This window comes from Zhihengliuella salsuginis (assembly GCF_014651715.1).
GTDB lineage: Bacteria > Actinomycetota > Actinomycetes > Actinomycetales > Micrococcaceae > Zhihengliuella > Zhihengliuella salsuginis.
Genome location: NZ_BMXK01000011.1, coordinates 1 through 24,052 on the forward strand (window position 1 = coordinate 1; position 24,052 = coordinate 24,052).

The following is a 24,052-nucleotide window of genomic DNA, read 5'->3' on the forward strand; positions in this document are numbered from 1 at the left end:
ACTTGGCACACTATTGAGTTCTCAAACAACAGACACACACGCTTTGCAAACCCGCCTCATCCGGCCGGTCCGCTCAATTCGCGGCAACTTATCCAGCTTACCCCATCCGTTCCTGCCGTGCAAATCCGCTCTGCGTGATCCGCCCGGCATTTCCCGGATCAATTCCCCTCCGGAATCAATGTCCCGGGCACTACAGCGCCCCGGCCGAAAACCGGAAAGAAAAGAAAGGAAAGCCGTCATCGACAAACGATTCTCAGCCGGTTATCTCTGCGATCTCCGCTGTCCTCGCTGCGACGACTCGAAATACTCTACACAGGTTTTGCGGGACTGCCAAATCGGAGGGCCTCCTGCTGGAAACTGCCCGTTTTCCCCGAGTTCACGGGGAAGTGTGCCCCCAGAGGGACCGCTCGACCGTCAACCTGTCGATGCGTCCTGCGTCACACTTGAATGGCATTCTCGAAGCATCTCTTCCAGTCCGCAGGGAATGCCTCGGAGGCCTCCAGCGGAGCCGCTTTCAATCGGCGCGCAACGGCATGTTGTCGATGAGGCGGACACTGCCGATCCGGGCCGCCACGAGCACGAGCGCCTCCCCGGTGAACGGGGTCTCCGCGCAGTTGAAGGCCAGCGGTTCGAGCGTGGAGGGATCAACGACCTCGAAGTAGTCGAGCTGAACCCCGGGGGCGGACGCGATCATGTCCAAGGCGTCGTCGGGTGCGAGCGGCAGGTGGGCCTCGGCGCGCTCCTTCATCAGGAACAGCGAGCGGGAGAGGACCAGGGCGGCTTCCGCCTCCGCATCGGAGAGGAACTGGTTGCGGCTCGAAAGGGCGAGGCCCTCCGCCGACCGCACGATGGGAACGGGACGGATCTCCACCGGGTAGTCCAGGTCGTGGACCATGCGCTGCACGATGGCCAACTGCTGCGCATCCTTCTGCCCGAAGTAGACGCGGTACCCGGTCGCGGCGGCCGTGGCCGGGTCGGGCATGCCGTAGTGCAGCAGCTTCGCGACCACCGTGAGCATCCCGTCGAAGTGCCCCGGGCGCGAGGCCCCCTCGAACTTCTCCCCCAGCGTGCCCGCCGAGAGCAGGATCCGCGGGCGGCCGTCGGGATAGACCTCGCGCTCCTCCGGCACGAAGACCAGGTCGGCGCCCGCATCGCCGGCGACGGCCAGGTCGGCCTCCAGGACCCTGGGGTACCGCTCGTAGTCGGCCGGGTCGTCGAACTGGAGGCGGTTCACGAAGTCGGTGACCACGACGACGGCGTTCTCCGCCCGTGCCTGCGCGATCAACCGGGCGTGCCCCTCGTGCAGGGCGCCCATCGTCGGCACGAGCCCCAGGGAGGCGGTGCGTCCCGCGGCCGCCGCCGACTCGAGCAGCTCCCGGCCCGCGGCCTTCAACTCGGCAACGGTGCGGACGATCGTCGGTTCGGTGCGCTCAGGATGTGTACTCACGCCACACAGTCTAGGAGGAGGGTCCTTCGAGGACGCGGGCGATCTCGATGGCCTGCGCCCGCGTGATCAGCCCGCGGTCCGCCGCGCGCAGCGCGGTGGCGCGGGCCATCGACGTGTAGGCGAGGCGGACGTCGTCGTCCACTGTCTCGAGGGCGGCCACGTGCTCGGCGACCGTTCCGGCGTCCCCCCGGGCGACCGGGCCCGTCAGGGCCGCCTCACCGGAGGCGAGCGCGTTCTCTAGAGAAGCCCGCATGAGCGGGCCGAGGACGCGGTCGGGGCGTTCGACGCCGACCTCGTGCAGCAGCTGGGCCGACTGGCCGGCCAGGGTCACGAGGTGGTTCGACGCGTGCGCGAGGGCCGCGTGGTAGGCCACCCGGTCGGCGTCCGCGACGACCACGGGCTCGGCACCCATCTCGACGACGAGCGCCTGGGCGATCGGCAGCATCATGTTGTCGGCGGTCACGCCGAAGACGCAGTCCGGCAGACGCGTCAGGTCGAGGCTCATGCCGGTGAAGGTCATGGCGGGGTGGATCGCGAGGGGGATCGCGCCGGCGGAGCGCGCCGGGGCGAGGACCTCGAGACCGAAGCGTCCGGCGGTGTGGACGACGATCTGGCCCGTCTTGAAGTGGCCGCCGTCGGCGAGCCCGGCCACGAGCGGGCCGAGCTGGTCGTCCGGGACGGCGAACAGCACGAGCTCGGCGCGGCGCAGGATCTCGTCGATGTCGAGCACCGGGACGCCCGGCAGCAGGTTCTCCGCGCGCTCGCGGGAGTCCTCCGAGACCGCATGGACGCCCACCACCTGGTGCTCCGCCGCACGCAGGGCGGCGCCGAGGACGGCACCGACCCTGCCTGCGCCGATGATGCCGACGCCGAGTCGTCCGGGCTTAGTCATGCTGGTTGTCCCTCTCGTGCTGGTTCGGGGCGGGAGCCGCCCCGCGGGCCGGATCCTCCGTGGCGCCGGCGCTCATCGCCTGCTGGGCGACGGGCAGCTGCGCGACACCGGTGCCGTACGGGTCGTCGTCGAGCCAGTGGTTGTGGTCGTGGGCGGCGCGGGCACGGGCCGCCCGGGCCGACTGCTCGAGGAAGAACCGCCGGGCCACGGGGCTCGCGGCCTGGACGATGTACGGCGAGACGGGCCCGTCGGTGGTCATCATCCGCACCGAACACACCGATGCGGCGCGGGCGAGCGGCCCCTGCACGAGGCTGATGCCCTGCGTGCGCTCGTGCGGGACGATGTCCAGATAGCGCAGCAGGAACCCGTAGCGGGAGAAGACCGCGCTCTCCGTCACCGTGAACCCCTGCCGACGCCACGCGAGCGGGGAGAGCAGGCGGGCGCTGCGCGGCGTCGTCGTGAACCCCTCGGCGCCGCCGGAGCCGGCGATGCCGGCCTCGACGAGCTCGAGCGGCCGGTCGGTGCCCGGGTTCGGCAGCACGATCGAGAGGATGTTCAGCACGTCGGCGCGGGTTCCGACGGGCAGTACGGTGGACCGGGTCTCGCCGCCGTCCGCGCTCGCGCCGTAGCCGGCCACGTTGATCACGATCTTGTGCCAGCCCATGAGCCGCCAGATCACGCCCTGCCGGACCTGCACCGCCTGGATCCGCCCGGGGGGAACGGTCTGGTGCCGGGTGTCGAGCAGCCCGTAGCTGAGGCGGAGGCCGTCGGGGCTGACGGCGGCGGCGAAGTTGTAGCCGTTGTTGAAGAGTCCCCAGATCCACGGGACGAAGCCGAACAGGCCCGGGAGGAGGTAGACCATGAGGAACGCGCCGTCGGTGGCGAACTGGACCGCGAGGCCGACACCCAGGACGATCACCGCGATCCAGACGGCCGGGCTGAGCACGATCGACGCGATCAGCCGCCCCGGCGGGACGCGCACCAGCACGTTCTCGGGCGCCACGGGCGCGTCCTGCACGACGGCGTCCGGGGCCGCGGTGCCGTCCGTCGCCGCCGGCGCGGTGGCGCCCGGGCGCGGGCCGTCCCCGGCGGCCTCCGCGCGGAGGCCGGCGGCGCGGGCGAGGATCGCGCCGCGCAGCTCCTTGGCCGCGGGCAGCTTGAGGAAGGCGAGCTTCATCGCCGTGGAGCCGCCGTCGGCCACCTCGAACTTGAGCTCGGCGAGGCCGAAGATGCGGGCGATCAGCGGCTGGACGATGTCGATCGCCTGCACGCGGTCGATGCGCGCCTGCCGCTGCTGGCGGAAGACGATGCCGGAGCGGACGTTCACGTGCCGGTCGGTCAGCTGGTAGCGCGTCATCTTCCAGGAGAGGTAGAAGCCGCCGAGGATGAGCAGCAGCACGAGCAGCCCGCCGGCGATGACCCATGCCACAGACTCGAAGATGAAATTCAGGAACTCCGCGTCCTTGGAGGAGTCACCGTCGTCGCCGCCGAAGCCCGGGATGAGATTCTGCAGCCAGTTCTGGCCGAAGCCGTAGACCAGCGCGACGATGACGAGCCAGCCGCGCACGAACGGCGAGACGGGATGGACGCGGTGCCACGGCGCTTCCTCGTGGAAGTCCTCCGGGCTCCGGGGCGCGGCCTCGACCGGGGCGGCGCCGTCGTCGTCGGGGTTCGGCTGGTCCTGGCTCACAGCCCGGCCAGCCTCGCCTCGCCGCGGGCGGAGAGCTGCTCGCGGAGGCGGGCGCCCTCGTCCGCCGTGACGCCCGGGATGGTGGCGGTGACGTCGGAGGCGGCCGTGTGCAGCTGGACCTTGCACAGGCCGAACGCGCGGTCCACCGGGCCCATCTGCACGTCGACGTACTGCATGCGGCCGTACGGGACCACGAGCACCTTCTTGAACAGGATGCCCTGGCGGACCAGGAGGTCGTCGTCGCGCTCGGCGTACCCGATCGCGCGGACGCGGCGGTTCGTGACGAACAGGTCGATCAGGGACCAGAGGAGGGCGAGGCCCGGCAGCAGCCACGCGAGCCACTCGGGGTAGCCGCCCCAGACGCCGGTGCTGCGGAGGACGAGCGGGATGGAGGTGATGATCAGCCAGACGACGGCGCCGATCAGCACGCCGAAGATCCGGACCTTGACGTAGTCGGGGTGCACCCGCAGCCAGTCGACCCCCTCCGGGTCGATGGTCTTCGGATCGTCCGCGACGGCCGCGCCCGCCGGCGCCCGATCAGTTTCCGGCACCTGGCGCATACCCCTGTCCATCTCCATTGGTCTCCCCTCGAGTGCCCTCCGGGCCGTCCGCCTGGTCTTCGCCCGGCGGCACCTTGCAGAACTGCTCCACGACCCATCCCACCACACTCATGAGACCAGCGGCGGCAATCATGATGAGAGACAGCGTCACGGAACTCGATCCGAAGGGCGCGGCCCCGAGGAGGTCGAGCAGGACGCCGCCGTGCCAGCCGCAGATCACCGCGCCGGCGTAGGCGAGCGCCTGCGCCAGCACGAGCGTGCGGGCGGCCAGGACCGGGCTGATCTCGACCGGCCGCGCGGCGCCGCGGGCGTGCTCGACGCCGCCGGCCTGCCGCCGTCGTTCGCGGTCCCGGAACTCGGCGCGCTGGCGCTGGTAGGCGCGCACCCGCAGCCCGAGGACGAGGGTGATGATGGTGCCGGCGGCCATCGTGATGAGGCTCGTGACGTGCAGGACCGGGGCCGGCAGCCCGTTGGCGGCGGCGAGCAGGCTCGCGGCCCACCCGAGGACCACCGTGACGACGGCGATGAGGGCCAGCCAGAGCGGGCGGATGGTGCTCATGCTCTAATCGCCGACCTCGTCGGTCTCCGGGTCGTACAGGCTCAGGTCCGACAGGTCGGCGGCCTGCGCTGCGAGCGCGGCCACGGACACGCCGCCCAGGGTCGCCTCCGGGTCCATCCACGCCCAGGGCTGCAGGACGAACGCCCGCTCCGCCGCCCGCGGGTGCGGGATCGTCAGCTTCTCGGTGTCGAGCCGCGTCTGGTCGTGGGTGATGATGTCGACGTCGAGGGTGCGCGGGCCCCAGCGGACCTCCCGGACCCGGTGGTGCCTGTTCTCGACGTCCTGGCAGTGGGCCAGCAGTTCGAGCGGGTCGAGGCTGGTCTCGATCTCCATCACCATGTTCAGGAAGTCCGGCTGGCCCTCGGGCCCGCCGACGGGCTTCGTCTGCACGACCTCGGAGACCTGGATCAGGCGGACACCGGGGTGCGCGATGAGGTCGCCGACCGCGTTCGAGAGCGTGTCGCCGCGCTCGCCCAGGTTGCTGCCCAGGGCGAGCACCGCGCTGACCTGTTCCGTGCCCGTCATGCCCGGCTCCCGTCCCGTTCGCGGTGGATGGTGATGGCGACGTCGCCGAAGGGGACCTCGATCGGGGCCTTGGGCTTGTGGACGGTGACGTCGACCGCGTCGACGCGCTCGAAACCGCCCAGCACGGCCGCGGCGATGTTCTCCGTCAGGGTCTCGATCAGGTCGAACGGACCGGATTCGATGTGCTGCACGACGAGCTCGGCCAGCTCCCCGTAGTGGGTGGTCCGGGTCAGGTCGTCCCCCGCGGCCGCCGGTCGGATGTCCGTGTGGAGGACGACGTCGACGACGAACGGCTGGCCCTCGCGCTTCTCGTGCTCGAAGACCCCGTGGTGGCCCGTGGCCGTGATCCCCGTGAGGGTGATCCTGTCCGCCACGTCAGGCCCCCGGCACGGTCTCGCCGGAGCCGCCGTGGATCCACGCGGTGGCGACCTTGACGGCGTCGTACGTCGCCTCGACCTCGTGCACGCGCACGCCCCACACGCCGGCGGCCGCGGCCAGGGCGCTCGTGGCGGCCGTGGCCGCGTCGCGGGCCTCCGCGGCCGCCGGGACGCCGCTGCTGGAGAGCAGCGAGCCGAGGAAGCGCTTGCGGCTCGTGCCGATCAGCACCGGATGGCCGAAGGCCTCGAACTCGGCCAGACGGTGCAGGAGGGCCCAGTTGTGCGGGGCCTCCTTCGCGAAGCCCAGGCCCGGGTCGATGATGAGCTGCTCCGGCTTCACGCCGGCGTCCAGGAAGGTCTGGCGCAGCTCGCCCAGCTCGGCGAGGACCTCGCCCACGACGTCGTCGTAGTGGGCGAAGTCGTGCATGTTCTGCTGGTCCCCGCGGCGGTGCATGAGCACGTAGGGGACGCCGAGCTCGGCGACGAGCTCCGGCATGCCCGTCTCGTGGGTGAGCCCGGAGACGTCGTTGATGATGTGGGCGCCGGCCTCGACCGCGGCGCGCGCCGTGGAGACGTGCATCGTGTCGACCGAGATCACCGCGCCGGCCTTCGACAGGGCCTCGACCACGGGGATGATGCGCCCGGCCTCGACCTCCGGGTCGACGAACGCTGCGCCCGGCCGGGTCGATTCGCCGCCGACGTCGATGATGTCCGCACCCGAGTACATGAGGCGCAGGCCGTGCTTGATCGCGTCGTCGGCGTTGACGTAGCGGCCGCCGTCGCTGAAGGAGTCCTCCGTGATGTTCAGGACGCCCATGACCAGCGTGCGCCCGGTCGGCAGATCGCTGAACTCCTTGACCTTGGAGGGCCTCACGACGGGCAGTGGGCTGGTGGCGGGACCTGTCCCGGGGACGGCTGCAAGGTTCATGGTGCTCCTACCGTTGACTCTTATTTGCCGAGGATGAGGCTCATGGCCTCAGCCCGGGTTGCTGTTTCGCGCAGTTGGCCGCGCACCGCGGAGGTGACCGTCCGTGCGCCCGGCTTCTGGACGCCGCGCATCGACATGCACATGTGCTCGCACTCCACGACGACGATCACGCCGCGCGGATCGAGGTGTTCGCACAGGGCCTCGGCGATCTGCGTCGTCAGCCGCTCCTGGACCTGCGGGCGCCGCGCGTAGAGCTCGACCAGCCGGGCCAGCTTGCTCAGCCCGGTCACGTGGCCGTCGTCGCCGGGGATGTACCCGACGTGGGCAGTGCCGTGGAACGGCACCAGGTGGTGCTCGCACGTCGAGTAGAACGGGATGTCCTTGACGAGGACAAGTTCGCTGTGGTCGATGTCGAAAGTGGTGCCCAGGATGTCGTCCGGCGTCTCGTGCAGACCCGAGAAGAACTCGGAGTAGGCCTTGGCGACCCGCGCGGGGGTGTCCTGCAGCCCCTCGCGCTCTGGGTCCTCCCCGATCGCCTCGAGGATCTCGCGCACGGCCGCGCGGATGCGCGGCTGGTCCACCTGGAAGCCCGTCGAGGGCGGGGTCTGGTTCATCTCTACGTCCTGAGTCACACCATCGATCCTAACCAACACCGCCCGCCGGCGACATGCCCGGTCCTCCGGGCCGTCATGTGCGGGCCGGACGGCACTTCCTCGACAGGGACGGACAGCGGGCGGGGCGCCCCGTTCGAAGGGGTGCCTCCGCCCGCTGTCTGCACCTCGCGCGCCCGGCGGGCACGACGGCGGCCGCTACCGGCCGTCGTCGTCCTGCGCGGCGCCGTGGCCGGCCGAGGAGTCGCGGCCGGCGGCCTCCGACTGGGCGGGCAGGCCGCCCGGGCGGCCGCCCGGCTGGTTGTCGACGGGGTCGTTGACCCCGGGGATGTCGGTGACGCCGCCGCCGGAGTAGCCCTCGTCGTCGTCCTCCCCACCGGAGGTGTCGCCGTCGGCGTCGCCCTCCCGACGGCCGGCTGCGGCGGCCGCGGCCTCGCGCTCCTCCTTGCGCGACTGCACCGGTCCGTCGGTGGAGACGGGGCGGTCGTCGTGCAGAAGCCAGATCTCGCGGCGGTCCAGCTTGGTCAGGTCGTGGAAGACCTCGGCGATCTCCTTCTGGTTCAGGGTCTCGCGCTCGAGCAGTTCGACCGCGAGCCGGTCCAGGACCTTCCGGTTCCTGTTCAGGATCCGGTAGGCCTCCTCGTGTGCGGCGTCGAGCAGGGCCCGGACCTCCTCGTCGACGATCGTCGCCATGTCCTCGGAGTAGTCGCGGCCGCCTCCGCCGTCGCGGCCGAGGAACGGCTCGCCGCCGCCGGAGCCCAGCTTGACCGTGCCGACCCGGCTGCTCATGCCGTACTGCGTGACCATCTTGCGCGCGATGTCGGTGGCCTTGTCGATGTCGTTGGAGGCGCCGGTGGAGGGGTCGTGGAAGACGATCTCCTCCGCGACGCGGCCGCCCATCGCGTAGGCCAGCTGGTCGAGCAGCTCGTTGCGGGTGACCGAGTACTTGTCGTCCTCCGGCACGACCATCGTGTAGCCGAGGGCGCGGCCGCGGGGGAGGATCGTGACCTTCGTGACCGGGGCCGAGTGGTTCAGTGCCGCGGCGACGAGGGCGTGGCCGCCCTCGTGGTACGCGGTGACCTTGCGCTCGTGCTCCTTCATCAGACGGGTGCGCTTCTGCGGACCGGCCATGACGCGGTCGATGGCCTCGTCGAGGGCGCGGTCGTCGACGAGCTGCGCGTTCGAACGGGCGGTCAGCAGGGCCGCCTCGTTGAGCACGTTGGCCAGGTCGGCGCCCGTGTAGCCCGGGGTCTTCTTCGCGACGGCGTGCAGGTCGATGTCGTCCACCATCGGCTTGCCCTTGGCGTGGACCTGCAGGATCTTCTCGCGGCCGGCGAGGTCGGGAGCCTCGACGGGAACCTGGCGGTCGAAGCGGCCCGGACGCAGCAGCGCGGGGTCCAGCACGTCCGGACGGTTGGTCGCGGCGATGAGGATGACGTTCGTGTTGACGTCGAAGCCGTCCATCTCGACCAGCAGCTGGTTCAGGGTCTGTTCGCGCTCGTCGTTGCCGCCGCCGACGCCGGCACCGCGGTGGCGGCCGACGGCGTCGATCTCGTCGACGAAGATGATGGCCGGCGAATTGTTCTTGGCCTGCTCGAACAGGTCGCGGACGCGGGAGGCGCCCACGCCGACGAACATCTCGACGAAGTCGGAACCGGAGATCGAGTAGAACGGCACGCTGGCCTCGCCGGCGACGGCCTTCGCCAACAGGGTCTTGCCGGTGCCGGGAGGACCGTAGAGCAGCACGCCCTTGGGGATCTTGGCGCCCACGGCCTGGAACTTGCCCGGCTCCTGCAGGAACTCCTTGATCTCGTGGAGCTCCTCGACGGCCTCCTCAGCGCCGGCGACGTCGACGAACGTCACCTGCGGCATGTCCTTGGTGATCAGCTTGGCCTTGGACTTGCCGAACTGCATGACCTTGCCGCCGCCGCCGGAGGCGCGGGACATCAGGAACCAGAAGAGGAGGGCGATCAGCAGGAAGGGGATCAGGAAGCCCAGCATCGAGACGAACCAGTTGTTCTGCACGGGCTGGTCGGTGAAGCCGTCGAGGTTGGCGCTGTCCATGGCCTCGACGACGTCGTCGGCGCGGGGCACGGAGTAGTAGAACGAGACCTCCTTGCCGAGGTCGGTGCCGTCCAGGCTGAAGTTTTCCTTCAGCGTGAGGTCGACGCGCTGGTCGCCGTCGAAGATCTCGGCCTCGGTGGCCTTGTTCTCCTCGAGCAGTTGGAGTCCGACACTCGTGTCGACCCGGCCTGCATTTCCCCCAGTCAGCGTGGGCAGGAAGATGATCAGCGCGGCCGCGCCGATGAGCACCCAGATGACCCAGCTGTTAAAGATCTTCTTGACGTTCATGTTCGGGGTCCGTCCCCGTCCCTCCTGATCGGACTTCACGCGGCGGCCGTTGTCCGGGCCGTCGACGCGATCGAATCGGTGCACCGGCACGCCATGCGCCAGCGCCCACGTGATGATGCACCGCATCCTAGCTTCGCACTCACCACTGTTCGACGCACAACGAAGCTCAAAAGTTCCCTGAGGGCGTAGTTGCAGCGGAGGCGCGCCCCGGCGCCGGCGCGACCGTCCGATCTACGGGGCCCGAGGCGGGCCCTCCCCGACTCCCGGCAGGCTGCCGGTATGCCGGGCGGAGAGGATCCGCAGGGCCAGATGCGTCTCGAGCCGGCGCGGGGACCTGTCCCAGTCCCCGCCCAGGAGCCGGCCCGTGCGCTCCAACCGCTGCCGCACGGTGTTCCGGTGGATGTGGAGGAGCTCGGCCGTCCGGGCGACGCTTCCATCCGTCTCGAGATACATCCATGCGGTGCGCAGGAGATCCGTTCCGTGCTCCCGGTCGTAGCCGATGAGCGGATCGATGGCGGCCGTCAGAGGGTGGGGCAGACGGCCGTTCTGGTCGAGGTCGAGCAGCGCTCCGACGAATCCGACGTCGTCACCCGTGAGGACCCCGTCCCGGCCCAGATCGACGAGGGTTGTCAGGGCGAGTTCGGCTGTCCGGTGGGCATCGGGAAGAGCCGCGACCTCGTCCACGGGGCCGACGGCGCCCGCCTGCCAGCGCCATCGCCGGTTCCCGAAGACGTCCTCCACGTGCGCCTGCCAGTGCTCTTCTGATGTCACCAGGCAGAGGTGCTGCTGGTGGTCGACGACGACGCCGCGGGTCCGCGATGCCCGCAGCGCTTGAAGGCACTGGCGCGGATCCGCCTGGGGCGCCGCGATCGCGACGACGAACAGCGGACCGGACGGGTCGAGCCCCCACCGGCGCATCTTCCGCGCAACCCTCCCCTGGGGCTGGATGCGATGCGAGAGAAGGTCGTCCATCAGTTCCGACTGCTGTCGGAGATCCGCGTCCTCAGCGGCCCGCGAGAAGAGGAGGGCCAAGGCGGCGTGGACGGCGACGCGTTCGAGCAGCTCCAGTTCGCGGTCGCCCAACGGCCGTCCCGAGCGGATGGCGCCGAGCTCCTCCGTGCCCGCGCGGACGCGGACGGTCCCGTCCTCTTCCGCCACGGCGGGGTGGGCTCCGTCGGACTCCTCGAAGAACAGGTCGGAGTCGAGGGCCTCCCGCCCCACGTCGAGGACTCGGGCCAGATCCGGAGACGACATGATGGATTCCATCAACCGCCGGTCCAGATCGCGCACAGCGGACATGTGCTCCAGTTCAGCATTCGTCCGCCGCTGCTGGAGCTCGAGGTCGCGGGTCAGCGCCTCCGTCGCCTCGAATCGCAGGGAGTTGTCCAGCGCGACGGCGGCGTGGGTGCCGATGGAATCGACGAGGTCGATCTCGTCGGCGGTGAAGCGCCGCGCGTGCCGCTCCGCGACGATCAGCGCCCCGATCACATGCCCGTGGACGGTCAGCGGGACCCCCATGATGGCCTGGACGCCTTCGGCGCGCACGATCTCGTCGACGTGCGGCACGTGGCTCAGGGCCGCGTCGGACAGATAGTCCGACGTTTGATAGGGCGCCAGCCCGGTGGCTATCTGCCCGAGAACACCCGTGCCCAGAGGCATCCTGAGCGTGCGGTAGGCGGCGGTGGACACCCCGTCGGTCTGCCGGATCGACGTCTCCTGCCGCTCGGCGTCGTTGATGCTGACGTACGTCATGTCGACACCCATGATCGTGCGGGTCCGTCTGACGATCGCCTGGAGGACGTCCTCGACATCCTGCAGTGCCGTGAAGTCGGCCGCGGTGTCCAACAGGACGCGCAGGAGATCGCCCCGCGTCCGGCCATCGATGTGGTTCATGCACACCAGATTGGCACCATCATGTGCGCGAGTCCATAGTGGCGTGAATCACCGCCTCAATAGCATGGGAGCGACATGAGGAGGACGACGTGCTGATCACTGGCGCAATTCTGGAAGAAATCGGGCGGCAGCGCCCCTACGCGGCGACTGAGCCGCTGCGCATCGCGGAAGTGGAACTCGCCCCTCCGGGGCCCGGCGAGCTGCTGGTGCGGATCGAGGCGGCGGGTGTATGCCACTCCGATCTGTCGGTCGTGAACGGCAGCCGGGTCCGCCCGACCCCCATGCTCCTGGGCCACGAGGCAGCGGGACGCGTCATCGAGGCCGGGGCCGGCGTCCAGGGCATCGACCCGGGCGACCGCGTGGTCATGGCCTTCCTGCCCCGCTGCGGCGAGTGCCCGGCGTGCGCGACCGACGGCAGGCTCCCCTGCGAACGGGGTGCGGCTGCCAACGAGGCCGGGACCCTGCTGAGCGGGGCCCGCCGGCTCGCGTCCGACGGGGAGGAGATCCACCACCACCTCGGCGTCTCGGCCTTCGCGACCCACGCGGTGGTGCACAGCGCCTCGGCCGTCCGCGTGGACGACGACGTCCCGCCGGAGGTGGCCGCCGTCCTGGGGTGCGCCGTCCTGACTGGAGGCGGCGCGATGATCAACGCCATCGCCGCATCACCGGGTGAGAGCGTCATGGTCGTCGGGCTCGGCGGAGTCGGCATGGCGGCCCTGCTGGTCGCCATCGGTCAGGGAAGCGGCGACGTCATCGCCGTCGACACCCTCCCCGAGAAGCTGGACCTGGCGCGCCAGTGGGGGGCGCACGAGACGTGGACGCCCGCCGAGGTCGCCGAGCGGGGGATCACCGCCGACCACGTCCTCGAGTGCGCCGGGCATCCCCGCGCGTTCGAGACCGCGTTCGATGCGACCCGCCCCGGCGGGCGCACCGTCACGGTGGGTCTTCCGGACCCCGCGGCCCGCAGCACGATCTCGCCCCTGACGCTCACCGCCCAGGCCCGCACCGTGATCGGCAGCTACCTCGGCTCCGCCGTCCCCTCCCGCGACATCCCCCGCTTCGCGCAGTGGTGGCGCGAGGGACGCCTGCCGGTGGAGAAGCTGATCAGCCGCAGAATCGGCCTGGACGACCTCAACACCGCCCTCGACGACCTCGCGGACGGGCGCTCGGTGCGCCAGGTCGTCCTGTTCGACTGACTCCCCCGCCCGCAACGCCGTCATTCGCAACCCCACCACCCGCTCGGGCGCCGCCGTCGTCGCCCCGACCACGAGGAGAACCAAGACCATGCCGAAGTCAGAGCACATACCGGAGGCGAGATCGCCCCACTGGAAGGCGGGCCCCTTCGCGGTCCGGCTGCCGTTCGTGCACTACCGATTCGAGTGGCAGGACTACACCCAGGGCCTGCTCATGTGCGCGGTGGACCTCGCCGCGATCCCCCTGCTGCAGGAGCTCCTGGGCATGCCGTTCGAGGCGGCGCTGGCGATCGTCGCGCTCAACGGCCTCCTCTACCTGCTGCACCACCTGCTCGGCGACCCGGTGGTCCCGGGGTGGATCACGCCGGCGATCCCGCTGCTGATGCTCTACATCCAGGCCTTCCCCGAGGACCAGCGGGTCCACGCGCTCATCGCGTTCCAACTCCTGCTCGGCGTCTTCTCGATCGTCCTGGGCGTGACCGGGCTGGCGCAGCAGATCGTGCGCTACATCCCCAATGCGCTGCGGGCCGGCATCGTCGTCGGCGCCGGATTCGCCGCCGTGCAGAGCATCTTTGCCGAAGGCGGCCGCTTCGAGCTCTACCCGTGGAGCATCTCGGTCGCCGTCGGGCTGGCCTTCCTCCTGCTCTACTCCAAGCAGTTCCAGCGCCTGCAGACGAAGAACCGTGTGGCCGCGTTCGTCGGCAACCTCGGCATCCTCCCGTGCATCCTCGCGGCCGTGATCGTCGCCCCGCTGGCCGGCGAGGCCGAATGGCCGACGATCGAGGGCGGGTTCAGCTCCCCCGACTTCGCGACCATGTTCTCCGAATACACGGTCTTCGGCGTCGGGCTCCCGCCGCTCATGATGTTCATTACCGCGATCCCCACCGTGCTCGCGGCCTACATCGTGGTGTTCGGCGACATCCTGCAGGCCAAGGTCGTGCTGAAGGAAGCCAGCGACCTGCGCCCCGACGAGGCGGTCGTCTACAACCCGAACCGAGCCCACCTGATCTTCGGCGGCCGCAACGCGCTCATGAGCATCATCGGGCCCGACACGACGATGTGCGGCCCCCTATGGGCCGCCATGCACGTGACCACGAGCGAGCGCTACAAGAAGGGGCCGAAGGCCATGCCGTCGATCTTCGGCGGCGCCGGGTGGTTCCGCTGGGGCACGAACACCGGGCTCTGGCTGCTGCCGGTGATCTCGTTCGTCGAGCCCATCCTCGGCGTGGCACTCGCGTTGACGCTGCTCATCCAGGGCTTCGTGAGCATCAAGGTCGGCATCATGGAGGCGCGCAGCCGCACCGATCTCGGCATCGCCGGCGTGACCGCGGCCGTGCTGGCCACGAACGGGGCCTCGTGGGGCTTCTTCACGGGAATCCTGCTCTGCCTGCTGATCTACGGCAAGCGCTTCTTCGCCGGCGAGAACGACGGCTTGATCCAGCCCGACGCCGCCCTGCCGGAGAGCCCCTCCAAGGAGGAGGACCCCCTCGGACGGTCGTGATCCGGCCACGGGGGCGCCCGGCCCAGTAGCTCGCAGTGGCGGGTGGGGCACCGGTCGCCGTAGCCCCGGGACGGCGAAGAGCCGGGGCCGCCAAGCTGGCGGCCCCGGCTCTTCTGCGCATCCGGTCAGTTCAGTTCGCTCTTCAGAGCCGCGGCGGCCAGCGCCGGGTCCTCGGCGCCGTAGATGGCCCCGCCGGCCACGGCGACGGCTGCGCCCGACGCCTTGACGGCCTCAATCGAGTGGATGTTGACGCCGCCGGCGACGGAGAAGCGGACGTCCGCCGCGCTGCCCGCCTCGAGCAGGGTGGCGAGGCTGAAGCCGGGCTGGGCCTGCTCGTCGAGGCCGGCGTGGAACTCGACGAACTCCGCCCCGAGCGCGGACACCGTGCGGGCACGGGCCGTCTTGTCGCCGACGCCGATGAGGTCGACGACGACGCCCTTGCCGGCCGCTTCGGCCGCCTGGACCGCTCCGGAGATCGTCGAGTCGTCCGCGGTGCCGAGGACGGTCACCAGGTCGGCGCCGGCTTCGAAGGCGATCTGCGCCTCGAGGGCGCCGGCGTCAGCGGTCTTGAGGTCGGCGAAGACGATCTTGTCCGGGTGGGCGTCCTTGATCGCACGGATGACGCCGAGGCCCTCGCTCTTGATGAGCGGGGTGCCGAGCTCGATGATGTCGACGTGCGGGGCGACCTTCGCCGCGAGCGCGAGCGCGTCGTCGGTGGTCAGAAGGTCGATGGCTACCTGCAGTTTGGTCATGTCGGTTCCTAACGTGGGGGTTTCAGGGATGGGTGGGTGGTTCATTCGATATTCGCGTGGCGGGTCCACAGCTCTTCGGCTGCGGAGCCGCTGCGCTGCCACAGCGTGTGGAAGACGGCGTCGCCGAGGAGCATGACGGCCTGCTCGAAGAGGCTGCCCGAGTACTGCGCCGACACAGTGCCGCCGTGGTCGGTCTTCGCCGCGGCCTCGACGACGATCGCGCGGGCCGCCGCACGCCCCACCGGGGAGTCGGCCGCCGTCGTGATCGCGACGACGTCGGCGCCCTGCCCGGCTGCGACGGACGCGGCGCGGACCACGGAGCCGGTGGTCCCCGACCCCGAGGCGACGACGAGGACGTCGCCCGCGCCGATCGCGGGGGCGGTGGCGTCCCCGACGACGTGCACGGCGAGGCCGAGATGCATGAGGCGCATGGCCAGGGAACGCAGGGCGATCCCGGAGCGCCCCTGCCCGAACAGGAAGACCCGGCGACCGCCCTCGATCAGGTCGGCTGCGGCGGCGACCGACTCCGGGTCGACCGAACGGACAGCGCCCACCACCTCGGAGAGGACGAGGTCGAGTCCGGCTTGTTCGGCGGTTCCAACGGTCTGCATGGGCTTCCTTCCAACGAGGCGTCGCGGTGTCCACCCATCCCATCGCAGTCGACGCCCGCCGGTACCCACCCGTTGCGCTCGACCCACTACCCGAACGGGTGGGCGCGGCCGGCCCGGCGGGCCATACTGTTGGACCATGAGTTCGATCCGCGACCACCACCTGCTCGACGACGACGCACCCCTGCGTGCGGGGGACGCCGGCGACCCGGCGCAGATGCGGCTGGCCTCCGCGATCGCGCGGATCGTCGAGGCGCCCCTGGCGGAGATCGCCACGGCGCTGAGCGGCGCACTCGCCGCGAGTCTCCCGCACCGGGCCCTCGTCATCCTCACGGAGGACTGCACGGGACGGCCCCAGAAGAAGGCCGGCGACCCGGAGATCACCGAGAAGGTGACCGTCCTGGAGATGGACGCGATCCGACGCCGGCTCCGCGCCGGGGAGGACATCGCCACCGCCCCGCTCGCGGGCCGGGAGCGCGACGTGCGGGCCTGGGAGGCGGCCACGGGCGCGGTGCTGGCGCTCTTCGGGGCGGGGCCGGCCGGCGAGCGCCCGGCCGACGAGCTGGTCCGGGCCCTCTGGGAGATCACGGCCACGACCATCAGACGCCAGGTGGCCGGGGCCTCCCCCGCCGACCTGGTCGATGCGAACGCGGTGTCATCCGAACGCGTCCGCGTCACCACGGAGCTGACCGAGCGCCACGCGACCGATCTCGAGTCCCTGCTCGCTGTCCTGCGCAGCCGCGACCTGGACGATCACCGCACGCGGGCCGCGGCCACGGACCTGGCCTCCGCCGCGCTGGTCCGCACGCGCACCGCCAGCGACGTCATGATGGCACTTTCTGAGGAACCCGTGGTCAGCGCCTTCTCGCGCCTGCGCACGGACCTGCGACCGCTGACGCAGTACGGACGCTTGGATGTCCAGTTCATCGAGCCGCCCGCGGACGGCCGGGCGCTGCCCGGGGAGATCGCCTACGCGGCGCGGTCCATCGTCCGCAGCGCCGTGCTGGCCATGAACGAGCAGGAGGACATCTCCCGGGTGCGCGTCCAGTGGGACTGCGACGGGAAGAACCTGCTGATCAACATCCGCGACGACGGCCCCGGCGCGTTCGATTCCGGCACCCCCGGCCTGCACCAGGCGCAGGCCAACGTGGCGGCGCTCGGCGGCGAGGTGTCCGTGAAGCGGGTGGCCGCCTGGGGCACGGAACTGGACGTCAGGCTGCCGATCGACGCGTCGCGGACCGAGGCGGTCGATGAGTGGGACCTCGCCCCGCGTGAGCGCGAAGTCCTGCGCCTGGTGGTGCACGGGAAGAAGAACCGCCAGATCGCCCAGGAACTGTTCATCAGCGAGAACACGGTCAAGTTCCACCTCACGCAGATCTACCGCAAGCTCGGCGTCGGATCGCGATCGGCTGCGGCCGCCGTCGCGGCCGCCAGCGGACTGGCTTAGGCGACGGCCGGCGTCGTCCATGCGCCGGTGATCCACGCCACGAAATATTGCACCAACGGTTGCATGGTGCAAAGATGCACTACATGGAAAATAGTGCAAGTACCGGCGGCGCCCGCGAGCGGCGGAAGGAAGCCACCTATGCGGCCCTGATCGACCACGCCCGCCGGCTGACCGCGGAGCACGGGCTCGCCGGGTTCACCGTCGAGGAACTGGCCGAGGCCGCCGGCGTCTCGCGGCGCACGTTCTTCAACTACTTCCAGACCAAGGACGACGCGGTGCTCGGCATCCGCGTCGACGATGTCCCCCTCGACGCGGACACGGTCTTCGTCGACTCCCCCGAGCCGCTGCCGACCGCGCTCAAGGACCTCTTCCTGCGCCTGCTCACCTCGACCCGGACCCTCGGTCACGACGTCGCGGTCTTCATGGAGCTGCTGCACTCGGAAACGGCGCTGATGAAGCGCATGATGCAGATCAACGAGCAGCGCCGGCGGGACCTCGCCGCGCTCATCGCGCGCCGCGAGGGGCTCGCGGCCGGGGACCCGTTCGCGCTCGCCGCCGCCGGATTCGTCGGCCACCTGGCCATGACCTCGATGCACGAGTTCGTCGACGAGGAGCACGCGTCCCCGCACGACGACGAGGCGGAGCAGGCCGAGGAGGCCACGCGCGCCCGCTTCACCCGCATCGTCGAGGCCAACTTCGCCCACGCCGAGCGCCTCTTCTCCCCGACTACCACGAACGCAAAGGACTGACATGGCCCGCCCGCCACGCGCCGGCAGCGACGGCCAGCCGCTGCTGCTGACCCAGCGCCGCATCTGGATCATCTTCTCCGCCCTCATCGCCGGCATGATGCTGGCCAGCCTCGACCAGACCATCGTCTCCACGGCGATGCCGACCATCGTCGGCCAGCTCGGCGGCGTCGAGCACCAGGCCTGGATCACCACCGCCTACCTGCTCGCGACCACGATCGTCATGCCCGTCTACGGGAAATTCGGCGACGTCCTGGGGCGGCGCAACCTCTTCCTCATCGCGATCGCCCTGTTCACGCTCGCATCGGTCGGCTGCGCGCTGGCCGACAGCTTCTGGATGTTCGTCTTCTTCCGCGCCCTGCAGGGCCTCGGCGGCGGCGGCCTGATGATCCTCTCGCAGGCGATCATCGCCGACATCGTCCCGGCGAGCGAGCGCGGAAAGTACATGGGACCGATCGGCGGCATCTTCGGCCTCTCGGCCGTCGCGGGCCCGCTGCTCGGCGGCTTCTTCGTGGACCACCTCACCTGGGAGTGGGCGTTCTACATCAACATCCCGATCGGCATCGCGGCGTTCGCGATCGCCTGGTTCGCACTCACGCTGCCGAGCAAGCGGGCCACGCGCCGGATCGACGTCGCCGGCGTCGTGTTCCTCTCGATCGCGACGACCTGCCTGATCTTCTTCTCCGAGTTCGGCGGCAACGCCGACCACGGCTGGGCCGCCCCCGAGACCTGGATGTGGGGCGCCGGCCTGGTCGTCGCCGCCACCGCCTTCGTCGTCACGGAGGCCCGCGCCGAGGATCCGATCATCCCGCTGGGCCTGTTCCGGAACCCGATCTTCCTCAACGCGACGGCGATCGGCTTTACGCTGGGCCTGGGCATGTTCTCCGCGCTGGCATTCATGCCGACGTTCCTGCAGATGTCCTCCGGGACCTCGGCCGCGGAGTCGGGCCTGCTGATGCTCCCGATGATGGTGGGCATGATGGGCACCTCTATCGCCTCCGGCATCATGGTCTCCAAGACGGGCCGCTACAAGGCCTACCCGATCGTCGGCACGGTGGTCACGATCGCCTCGATGCTGCTGATGACCACGCTGTCTGCGGACACCCCGCTGTGGCAGATCTGCTCCTACCTGTTCCTGCTCGGCGCGGGTCTGGGCCTGATCATGCAGGTGGTCGTCCTGGTGGTGCAGAACGCCGTGCCGGCCGAGATGGTCGGCACCGCCACCAGCACCAACAACTACTTCCGCGAGGTCGGGGCATCCCTGGGCGTCGCGATCTTCGGCGCCATGTTCACCAACCGCCTGACCACGGAGCTGACGGCGGTGTTCGCGGGCTCCGGCGCCACGGCTGCGGAGGCCGGCAGCGCCGCACAGACCCTGGACCCGCAGACCATGGGCCAGCTGCCCGAGGCGGTCCGCGATGGGATCGTCACCGCCTACGCGGATTCGCTGGCGCCGGTGTTCTGGTACCTGATCCCGTTCCTGGCCATCGCGTTCGCCCTGTCGCTGCTGCTGAAGCAGATCCCGCTCTCCGACGTGGCCGGCATGGTGGCCCGCGGGGAGGCCGTCGGCGGCGAGGAGGCGGAGAAGCAGGAGGCCGACGCCGTCCGCTGAGCGGGAAGTCCGCCGCCCTCTCGCGGCGCGTGGACGCGGGCTGACCGATCCTCATTGTCCTCGGCACAGGACAACGGGATAGTGTTGCTACCTTCATCCGTCGTGTCCACCACGCCGAGGCAACCGAGGCAAGCCCCATCGTCCACAGGGACGGGCGCTGCCTCGACGAGGATCCCACGCAGCTCTAGGTCCACTCGGACGCACCGTCACCCGCAGCAAGATACTGGAGTACCCCCTGGCCCACGAGACAACCCCGTTGACCCCTGCCCGCAAACGGAGAGCAAACCGCCTCGCCGCCATCGGACCGGTCATGTACGCATCCGTCGGGCTCATCGCCGCCTTCGTCCTCTGGGCCTCGCTCTCCCCGGAGAGCCTCGGGCTGGCCATGGGATCCTCGATGAACTGGGTCGCCGAGACCGTCGGGTGGAGCTACCTGGTGGTCCCGCTGCTCTGCATCGGGCTCCTGATCTACCTGTTCTTCAGCCGGTACGGCGCGGTGCGACTCGGCCCCGACGACAGCCGGCCCGAGTACAGCACGTGGTCCTGGCTCGCGATGATCCTCGCCGCCGTCATGGGCATCGGGCTCGTCAGCTACGGCGTCGCCGAGCCGATCTCGCACTTCATGACGCCGCCCCACGGCCTGGCCGAGCCCGAGACGGCGGACGCCGCCGTCCGCGCGCTCCAGTTCAGCTACTTCGACTGGGGGCCGCACGCCTGGGCAGTGTTCGGCGTCTTCGGGCTGGCCATCGGCTACTCGACGCACCGCAAGGGCCGCCCGGGGCTGGTCTCCCCCATGCTGCGCCCGGTCCTGGGCCGTCTCGTCGACGGATGGCCCGGCAAGGCGATCGACGTGTTCGCCGTCATCGCCACCCTGTTCGGCACCACAACGTCGCTCGGTCTCGGCGCCTCCCAGATCAACGAGGGCCTCAGCCGCGTCTTCGGCCTGCCGAGCGGACTGCACGTCCAGATCATCATCATCGCGGTGATCACCGTCCTCTTCACGGTGTCCGCGCTGACAGGCGTCAGCCGGGGCATCAAGTACATCAGCCAGACCACCATGGCCGCCTCGGTGGTCATGGCCGTGTTCGTCCTGCTGGCCGGCCCGACCAACTTCGTGACGAACCTCTTCTTCCGCTCGGTCGGCCAGTACTTCAACGACTTCTTCTCGGTCAGCCTCACGACGCCGACCACGGCCGACGACATGGCCTGGATGCAGTGGTGGACGTACTTCATGATGGCGTGGTGGCTCAGCTGGGGCGCCTTCGTGGGCGTCTTCCTCGCGAAGATCTCCCGCGGGCGCACACTCCGCCAGTTCGTTGCGGGCACGCTCGGCGTCCCGACCCTCGTGTTCTTCGCGTGGTTCGCCATCTTCGGCGGATCGGCGATCAGCTTCGACATGCGCGGTGCCGGGATCGGCGCGGCGACGGCCGAGAACATCAACTCGGCGTTCTTCGCGCTGCTCGAGCAGCTGCCCCTTACGCACTTGTTGTCGATCGTGACCGTGCTGCTCGTGGTGCTGTTCTTCATCTCCGGCGCGGACTCGAACACGTTCGTGCTGAGCACCCTCTCCTCCAACGGGGAACTCAACCCGAGCCGGCCCGTCCTCACGCTCTGGGGCGTACTGACCGGTCTCTGCGCCGTGCTCCTGCTGATCGTGGGCGGGCTGAGCGCCCTGCAGCAGGCGGCGATGCTCTCCGCTCTGCCGTTCACGATCATCGTGGGACTGCTCGGCATCTCGCTGGTCCGCGAGCTGCATCAGGACCCGGAGTTCAAGCTCCTCCGCCGGGCCCGACTGCGCGAACTCGTCGACAAGGACGGGGGCTAGCCGGCCGGCGGGGCCTCCACCTGGACGTGCTCGCGCGGAACGCGGTCACGCGTGTAGGTGATCTCCGTGTACCCGTGCGGAGCGGGCTGGCCGTCGTCGCCGAGGTTCACGAACACGAGCTTCTCGATCGTCAGGATCGACTGACGCGTGAACATGTTGCGCACCTCGGCCCGCATCGTCAGCGACGTCCGGCCGAAGTGCGTGGCAGTCAGCCCCATCTCGATCAGGTCGCCCTGCTTGGCCGAGCTGACGAAGTTGATCTCCGACATGTACTTGGTCACCGCGCGCCCGTTGCCGAGCTGGACGATCGCGTAGATCGCCGCCTCCTCGTCGATCCACCGCAGCAGCGACCCGCCGAAGAGGGTGCCGTTCGCATTCAGGTCCTCGGGGCGGACCCACTTGCGCGTGTGGAACGAGATGTCGCCCTTCTCTGCCATGGTCAGCTCCTCCTTCGCAGCGCCGCCGTCGACGCCGAGCCTTCACCCTAGCGCCGCCGCGGCGGCTGCGGCAGTCCTTCGCGCCCGAAATCACAGGCCCTGGCGTTGAACAGCACAGGTGAGGGAGTACGACGCCGGTGCGCACCGGCGTCGTACCCCTCTCACCTACCGCTGGACTGGTCAGGCCCGGGCGAGCCTCTCAGGCGTAGCTGAGCAGGGCGACGCTGTCGGCCGAGGTGCGCGCCAAGTGCGGCGCCCAGCCGTCGCCGCCCGCGAGGTAGGCCGCGCCGGTGAACTCGGCGGCCTCCGCGACCGGCATCTGCGGCCGGTCGGCGGTGACGGACGAGCCCGGACCGCTGTTGTGGTGCTCGGCGAACCGGGCCGTTTTCCACGAGAAGCCGCTCATGTCCGTCCAGGGCGAGGCCTTGATGTGGTCGCCGAGCACCGAGTCGCGGACCAGGACCTGCGCGATCGCGTCCGGGTCCCCGCCCGGGTGCCACGGCCGGCCCAGGTGCACGGTCCGGCGAGCGGCCGGCGAGGTGAACTCGCAGCCGTCGAACAGGTAGCCGTGCTTGATGGACTTGTCCACGCTGTTCGCAGTGACGTAGCCGTTGTTGGACTCGCCGCGGTCGAGGGAGACGATCCGGCAGGCGTCGAACACGGCGGTGCCGCGGCCGAAGATGAAGTCCACATCGCCCTCGACGTAGCAGGAGTCGAACAGGAAGCGCGCCTGCACGCCGGTGGACGGCGAATTGACGTAGAGCGTGTCCTGATTGCCCAGGCAGCGCACGTTCCGCAGCACCGAGTAGTCGCCCGCGAGCCGCAGCGCGACCGCCTGCCGGCTGGTGATCTCCGGGTGCGCGGCCTCGTCGAAGTCGTTCGCGAACGTCAGGTTCTCGGCGTGGAAGTACGCGGCGTCGACCCGGATGGACGTGCTGCCCGTGGTCCCGTACGTGCCGCCGTCCGGGTGCGGGGTGCCGGACGCGTTGTCAAAGACCAGCACCGTGTCCTGGGGCCGCTCGCCGAGGCCGAGGAACGTGATCCGCTGCTTGTCGGAGCGCACACGCACCACCTCGCGGTACGTCCCGGGTGCGATCCGGATGACGGTGCGCGTCCCGCTGTAGGACGGGACGGTGTCCACGGCGGCCTGTACGGACGCGAAGTCGCCGCCCGGGCCGACGTCGATCATCCGCACCTCGTCCACGGGTCGCTCCGGCGGCCAGTAGGTCTCGGCGAGCGGGTCGACCTCCGCGTCGAGGCGCGTGAACCAGCTGCCCGGCGTGATGCCCTGGCCGACCAGGTCGCGGGCCACGAGCCGGGCGACGGCGAGCGCGCCGACGGCGTGGAAGTGCGTGTTGTCCTCCCGCCCGTCCGGGTACTGCGGGTGCACGCCCGGCTCGAGGTGCAGGAAGTGGGACAGCGTCCCCTCCGGCCCGAGCTGCTGCCACAGTTGCAGCGAGAGCTCGGTCAGGTCCACGATCGGCGTACCCGTGGCCGCGGCGAGCTCGCGCATCGCCCGCGGGTACTCGCCGTGGGACGTGCGGGAGTTGCCCGCCGAATCGAACCGCCGCCGTTCCACGGGGGTGGCGAGCACCGGCTGGCCGCCGGCGGCGCGCGCCCCGTCGATGTAGCGGGTCAGGTACTCCTTGTAGGTGGTGTCCGGGTCGGTGCCGCGGTCCGGATCGGAGACCTTCTCGTCGTTGTGGCCGAAGGAGATCAGCAGGGTGTCGCCGGCCTGCATCAGGGACAGCACGGTGTCCAGCTTGCCCGCGTCCGCGAAGCTCTTCGACGAGGCGCCGGACCACGCGTAGTCGAACACCGACGCCTTCTTGCCGGTCAGCAGCGCCAGGGCCTGCCCCCACCCGGTGCGCGGGCGCAGGTCGTGCTCGTAGGCGCTGGCCGTCGAGTCGCCGACCACGAAGACCACCGGGTAGTCCCGGGAGACGCCCGCCGAGACCGCGGCACCGGTGGCGGGCGACGTCGTCGTGCCCGATGCCAGGGCGCCCGGGGCGCCGCTGCCGACGAGGACGGCGGAACCGGCGGCGAGGGTGAGGGTGCGCAGCACAGCGCGGCGCGAGATGGTCGAGATCTCCATGG

Annotated in this window: 21 protein-coding genes; 6 read left to right on the forward strand and 15 right to left on the reverse strand. The window is 70.3% G+C overall.

Features of this window, described 5'->3' with window-relative positions:
• Positions 1-514: 514 nt before the first annotated feature.
• The 11 genes from panC to IE069_RS12475 form a co-directional block, all read right to left on the reverse strand.
• Complete coding sequence (gene panC, locus IE069_RS12425) at positions 515-1,447, reverse strand: pantoate--beta-alanine ligase (protein WP_268245180.1); 933 nt, start codon at positions 1,445-1,447, stop codon at positions 515-517.
• 10 nt (positions 1,448-1,457) lie between these two features.
• Positions 1,458-2,339 carry a Rossmann-like and DUF2520 domain-containing protein gene (locus tag IE069_RS12430; protein WP_189350889.1) on the reverse strand — a complete coding sequence of 294 codons (882 nt, stop codon included), beginning with the start codon at positions 2,337-2,339 and terminating at the stop codon, positions 1,458-1,460.
• Positions 2,332-4,029: a PH domain-containing protein gene (locus IE069_RS12435; protein ID WP_189350890.1), complete on the reverse strand. Its 1,698-nt coding sequence runs from the start codon at positions 4,027-4,029 to the stop codon at positions 2,332-2,334. The genes IE069_RS12430 and IE069_RS12435 overlap by 8 nt, the downstream gene beginning before the upstream one ends.
• Complete coding sequence (locus IE069_RS12440) at positions 4,026-4,580, reverse strand: PH domain-containing protein (protein WP_229791135.1); 555 nt, start codon at positions 4,578-4,580, stop codon at positions 4,026-4,028. Before IE069_RS12440 ends, IE069_RS12435 begins: the two co-directional genes overlap by 4 nt.
• Positions 4,567-5,148, reverse strand: a complete 582-nt coding sequence (locus IE069_RS12445; protein ID WP_189350892.1) for a DUF3180 domain-containing protein — start codon at positions 5,146-5,148, stop codon at positions 4,567-4,569. The genes IE069_RS12440 and IE069_RS12445 overlap by 14 nt, the downstream gene beginning before the upstream one ends.
• 3 nt (positions 5,149-5,151) lie before the next feature.
• Positions 5,152-5,673: a 2-amino-4-hydroxy-6-hydroxymethyldihydropteridine diphosphokinase gene (gene folK / locus IE069_RS12450; RefSeq protein WP_189350893.1), complete on the reverse strand. Its 522-nt coding sequence runs from the start codon at positions 5,671-5,673 to the stop codon at positions 5,152-5,154.
• Entirely contained in the window at positions 5,670-6,047 is a 378-nt protein-coding gene (gene folB / locus IE069_RS12455) for a dihydroneopterin aldolase (RefSeq protein ID WP_189350894.1), read from the reverse strand. The genes folK and folB overlap by 4 nt, the downstream gene beginning before the upstream one ends.
• A 1-nt stretch (position 6,048) precedes the next feature.
• Positions 6,049-6,978, reverse strand: a complete 930-nt coding sequence (gene folP / locus IE069_RS12460) for a dihydropteroate synthase (protein ID WP_189350895.1) — start codon at positions 6,976-6,978, stop codon at positions 6,049-6,051.
• 20 nt (positions 6,979-6,998) lie between these two features.
• Positions 6,999-7,592: a GTP cyclohydrolase I FolE gene (folE, locus tag IE069_RS12465; protein WP_189351023.1), complete on the reverse strand. Its 594-nt coding sequence runs from the start codon at positions 7,590-7,592 to the stop codon at positions 6,999-7,001.
• A gap of 195 nt (positions 7,593-7,787) precedes the next feature.
• Positions 7,788-9,941: an ATP-dependent zinc metalloprotease FtsH gene (gene ftsH / locus IE069_RS12470; RefSeq protein WP_189351024.1), complete on the reverse strand. Its 2,154-nt coding sequence runs from the start codon at positions 9,939-9,941 to the stop codon at positions 7,788-7,790.
• 231 nt (positions 9,942-10,172) lie between these two features.
• Positions 10,173-11,834 (reverse strand): helix-turn-helix domain-containing protein, encoded by a 1,662-nt coding sequence (locus IE069_RS12475; RefSeq protein WP_189350896.1) that lies wholly within the window; start codon positions 11,832-11,834, stop codon positions 10,173-10,175.
• A gap of 89 nt (positions 11,835-11,923) precedes the next feature.
• On the opposite strand from IE069_RS12475, the gene IE069_RS12480 reads away from it, so the two are divergent.
• Together IE069_RS12480 and IE069_RS12485 are read left to right on the forward strand one after the other, a co-directional pair.
• Entirely contained in the window at positions 11,924-13,030 is a 1,107-nt protein-coding gene (locus tag IE069_RS12480; RefSeq protein WP_189350897.1) for an alcohol dehydrogenase catalytic domain-containing protein, read from the forward strand.
• An 88-nt stretch (positions 13,031-13,118) separates the two neighbouring features.
• On the forward strand, positions 13,119-14,528 hold the full coding sequence (locus IE069_RS12485) for a hypothetical protein (protein WP_229791136.1): 1,410 nt from the start codon (positions 13,119-13,121) through the stop codon (positions 14,526-14,528).
• 125 nt (positions 14,529-14,653) lie between these two features.
• Here the strand turns inward: IE069_RS12485 and hxlA are convergent, their stop codons facing one another.
• Both hxlA and hxlB read right to left on the reverse strand, forming a co-directional pair.
• Positions 14,654-15,280, reverse strand: a complete 627-nt coding sequence (gene hxlA / locus IE069_RS12490; RefSeq protein WP_189350898.1) for a 3-hexulose-6-phosphate synthase — start codon at positions 15,278-15,280, stop codon at positions 14,654-14,656.
• Between the two features lie 41 nt (positions 15,281-15,321).
• A complete protein-coding gene (hxlB, locus tag IE069_RS12495; protein WP_189350899.1) occupies positions 15,322-15,891 on the reverse strand; it encodes a 6-phospho-3-hexuloisomerase in 570 nt (189 codons plus the stop codon).
• A 136-nt stretch (positions 15,892-16,027) separates the two neighbouring features.
• Here hxlB and IE069_RS15740 point away from each other — a divergent pair, with 136 nt between their 5' ends.
• The 4 genes from IE069_RS15740 to IE069_RS12515 all read left to right on the forward strand — a co-directional run bounded on the left by IE069_RS15740 (position 16,028) and on the right by IE069_RS12515 (position 21,518).
• Positions 16,028-17,335, forward strand: coding sequence for a helix-turn-helix transcriptional regulator (locus IE069_RS15740; RefSeq protein WP_308425391.1), 1,308 nt, complete (start codon positions 16,028-16,030; stop codon positions 17,333-17,335).
• 74 nt (positions 17,336-17,409) lie between these two features.
• Positions 17,410-18,084 (forward strand): TetR/AcrR family transcriptional regulator, encoded by a 675-nt coding sequence (locus IE069_RS12505; RefSeq protein WP_189350900.1) that lies wholly within the window; start codon positions 17,410-17,412, stop codon positions 18,082-18,084.
• A gap of 1 nt (position 18,085) precedes the next feature.
• Positions 18,086-19,693: an MDR family MFS transporter gene (locus IE069_RS12510; RefSeq protein WP_189350901.1), complete on the forward strand. Its 1,608-nt coding sequence runs from the start codon at positions 18,086-18,088 to the stop codon at positions 19,691-19,693.
• Positions 19,694-20,003: 310 nt separating this feature from the next.
• Complete coding sequence (locus IE069_RS12515) at positions 20,004-21,518, forward strand: BCCT family transporter (protein WP_189350902.1); 1,515 nt, start codon at positions 20,004-20,006, stop codon at positions 21,516-21,518.
• Here the strand turns inward: IE069_RS12515 and IE069_RS12520 are convergent.
• The gene (locus IE069_RS12520; protein WP_189350903.1) at positions 21,515-21,955 is read right to left on the reverse strand and encodes an acyl-CoA thioesterase; all 441 of its coding nucleotides are present in this window, start codon (positions 21,953-21,955) and stop codon (positions 21,515-21,517) included. The two genes, IE069_RS12515 and IE069_RS12520, sit on opposite strands and share 4 nt — an antisense overlap.
• Positions 21,956-22,154: 199 nt before the next feature.
• Entirely contained in the window at positions 22,155-24,050 is a 1,896-nt protein-coding gene (locus tag IE069_RS12525; RefSeq protein WP_189350904.1) for a pectinesterase family protein, read from the reverse strand.
• Between the last annotated feature and the right edge of the window lie 2 nt (positions 24,051-24,052).

Excerpts from the sequence above, each read along its gene's own strand:
- IE069_RS12430 (WP_189350889.1), bottom strand. The coding sequence starts at position 2,339 with ATGACTAAGCCCGGACGACTCGGCGTCGGCATCATCGGCGCAGGCAGG.
- IE069_RS12445 (WP_189350892.1), bottom strand. The coding sequence starts at position 5,148 with ATGAGCACCATCCGCCCGCTCTGGCTGGCCCTCATCGCCGTCGTCACG.
- folK (WP_189350893.1), bottom strand. The coding sequence starts at position 5,673 with ATGACGGGCACGGAACAGGTCAGCGCGGTGCTCGCCCTGGGCAGCAAC.
- folP (WP_189350895.1), bottom strand. The coding sequence starts at position 6,978 with ATGAACCTTGCAGCCGTCCCCGGGACAGGTCCCGCCACCAGCCCACTG.
- folE (WP_189351023.1), bottom strand. The coding sequence starts at position 7,592 with ATGAACCAGACCCCGCCCTCGACGGGCTTCCAGGTGGACCAGCCGCGC.
- ftsH (WP_189351024.1), bottom strand. The coding sequence starts at position 9,941 with ATGAACGTCAAGAAGATCTTTAACAGCTGGGTCATCTGGGTGCTCATC.
- IE069_RS12475 (WP_189350896.1), bottom strand. The coding sequence starts at position 11,834 with ATGAACCACATCGATGGCCGGACGCGGGGCGATCTCCTGCGCGTCCTG.
- IE069_RS12485 (WP_229791136.1), top strand. The coding sequence starts at position 13,119 with ATGCCGAAGTCAGAGCACATACCGGAGGCGAGATCGCCCCACTGGAAG.
- hxlA (WP_189350898.1), bottom strand. The coding sequence starts at position 15,280 with ATGACCAAACTGCAGGTAGCCATCGACCTTCTGACCACCGACGACGCG.
- hxlB (WP_189350899.1), bottom strand. The coding sequence starts at position 15,891 with ATGCAGACCGTTGGAACCGCCGAACAAGCCGGACTCGACCTCGTCCTC.
- IE069_RS15740 (WP_308425391.1), top strand. The coding sequence starts at position 16,028 with ATGAGTTCGATCCGCGACCACCACCTGCTCGACGACGACGCACCCCTG.
- IE069_RS12505 (WP_189350900.1), top strand. The coding sequence starts at position 17,410 with ATGCACTACATGGAAAATAGTGCAAGTACCGGCGGCGCCCGCGAGCGG.
- IE069_RS12510 (WP_189350901.1), top strand. The coding sequence starts at position 18,086 with ATGGCCCGCCCGCCACGCGCCGGCAGCGACGGCCAGCCGCTGCTGCTG.
- IE069_RS12515 (WP_189350902.1), top strand. The coding sequence starts at position 20,004 with ATGTACGCATCCGTCGGGCTCATCGCCGCCTTCGTCCTCTGGGCCTCG.
- IE069_RS12520 (WP_189350903.1), bottom strand. The coding sequence starts at position 21,955 with ATGGCAGAGAAGGGCGACATCTCGTTCCACACGCGCAAGTGGGTCCGC.
- IE069_RS12525 (WP_189350904.1), bottom strand. The coding sequence starts at position 24,050 with ATGGAGATCTCGACCATCTCGCGCCGCGCTGTGCTGCGCACCCTCACC.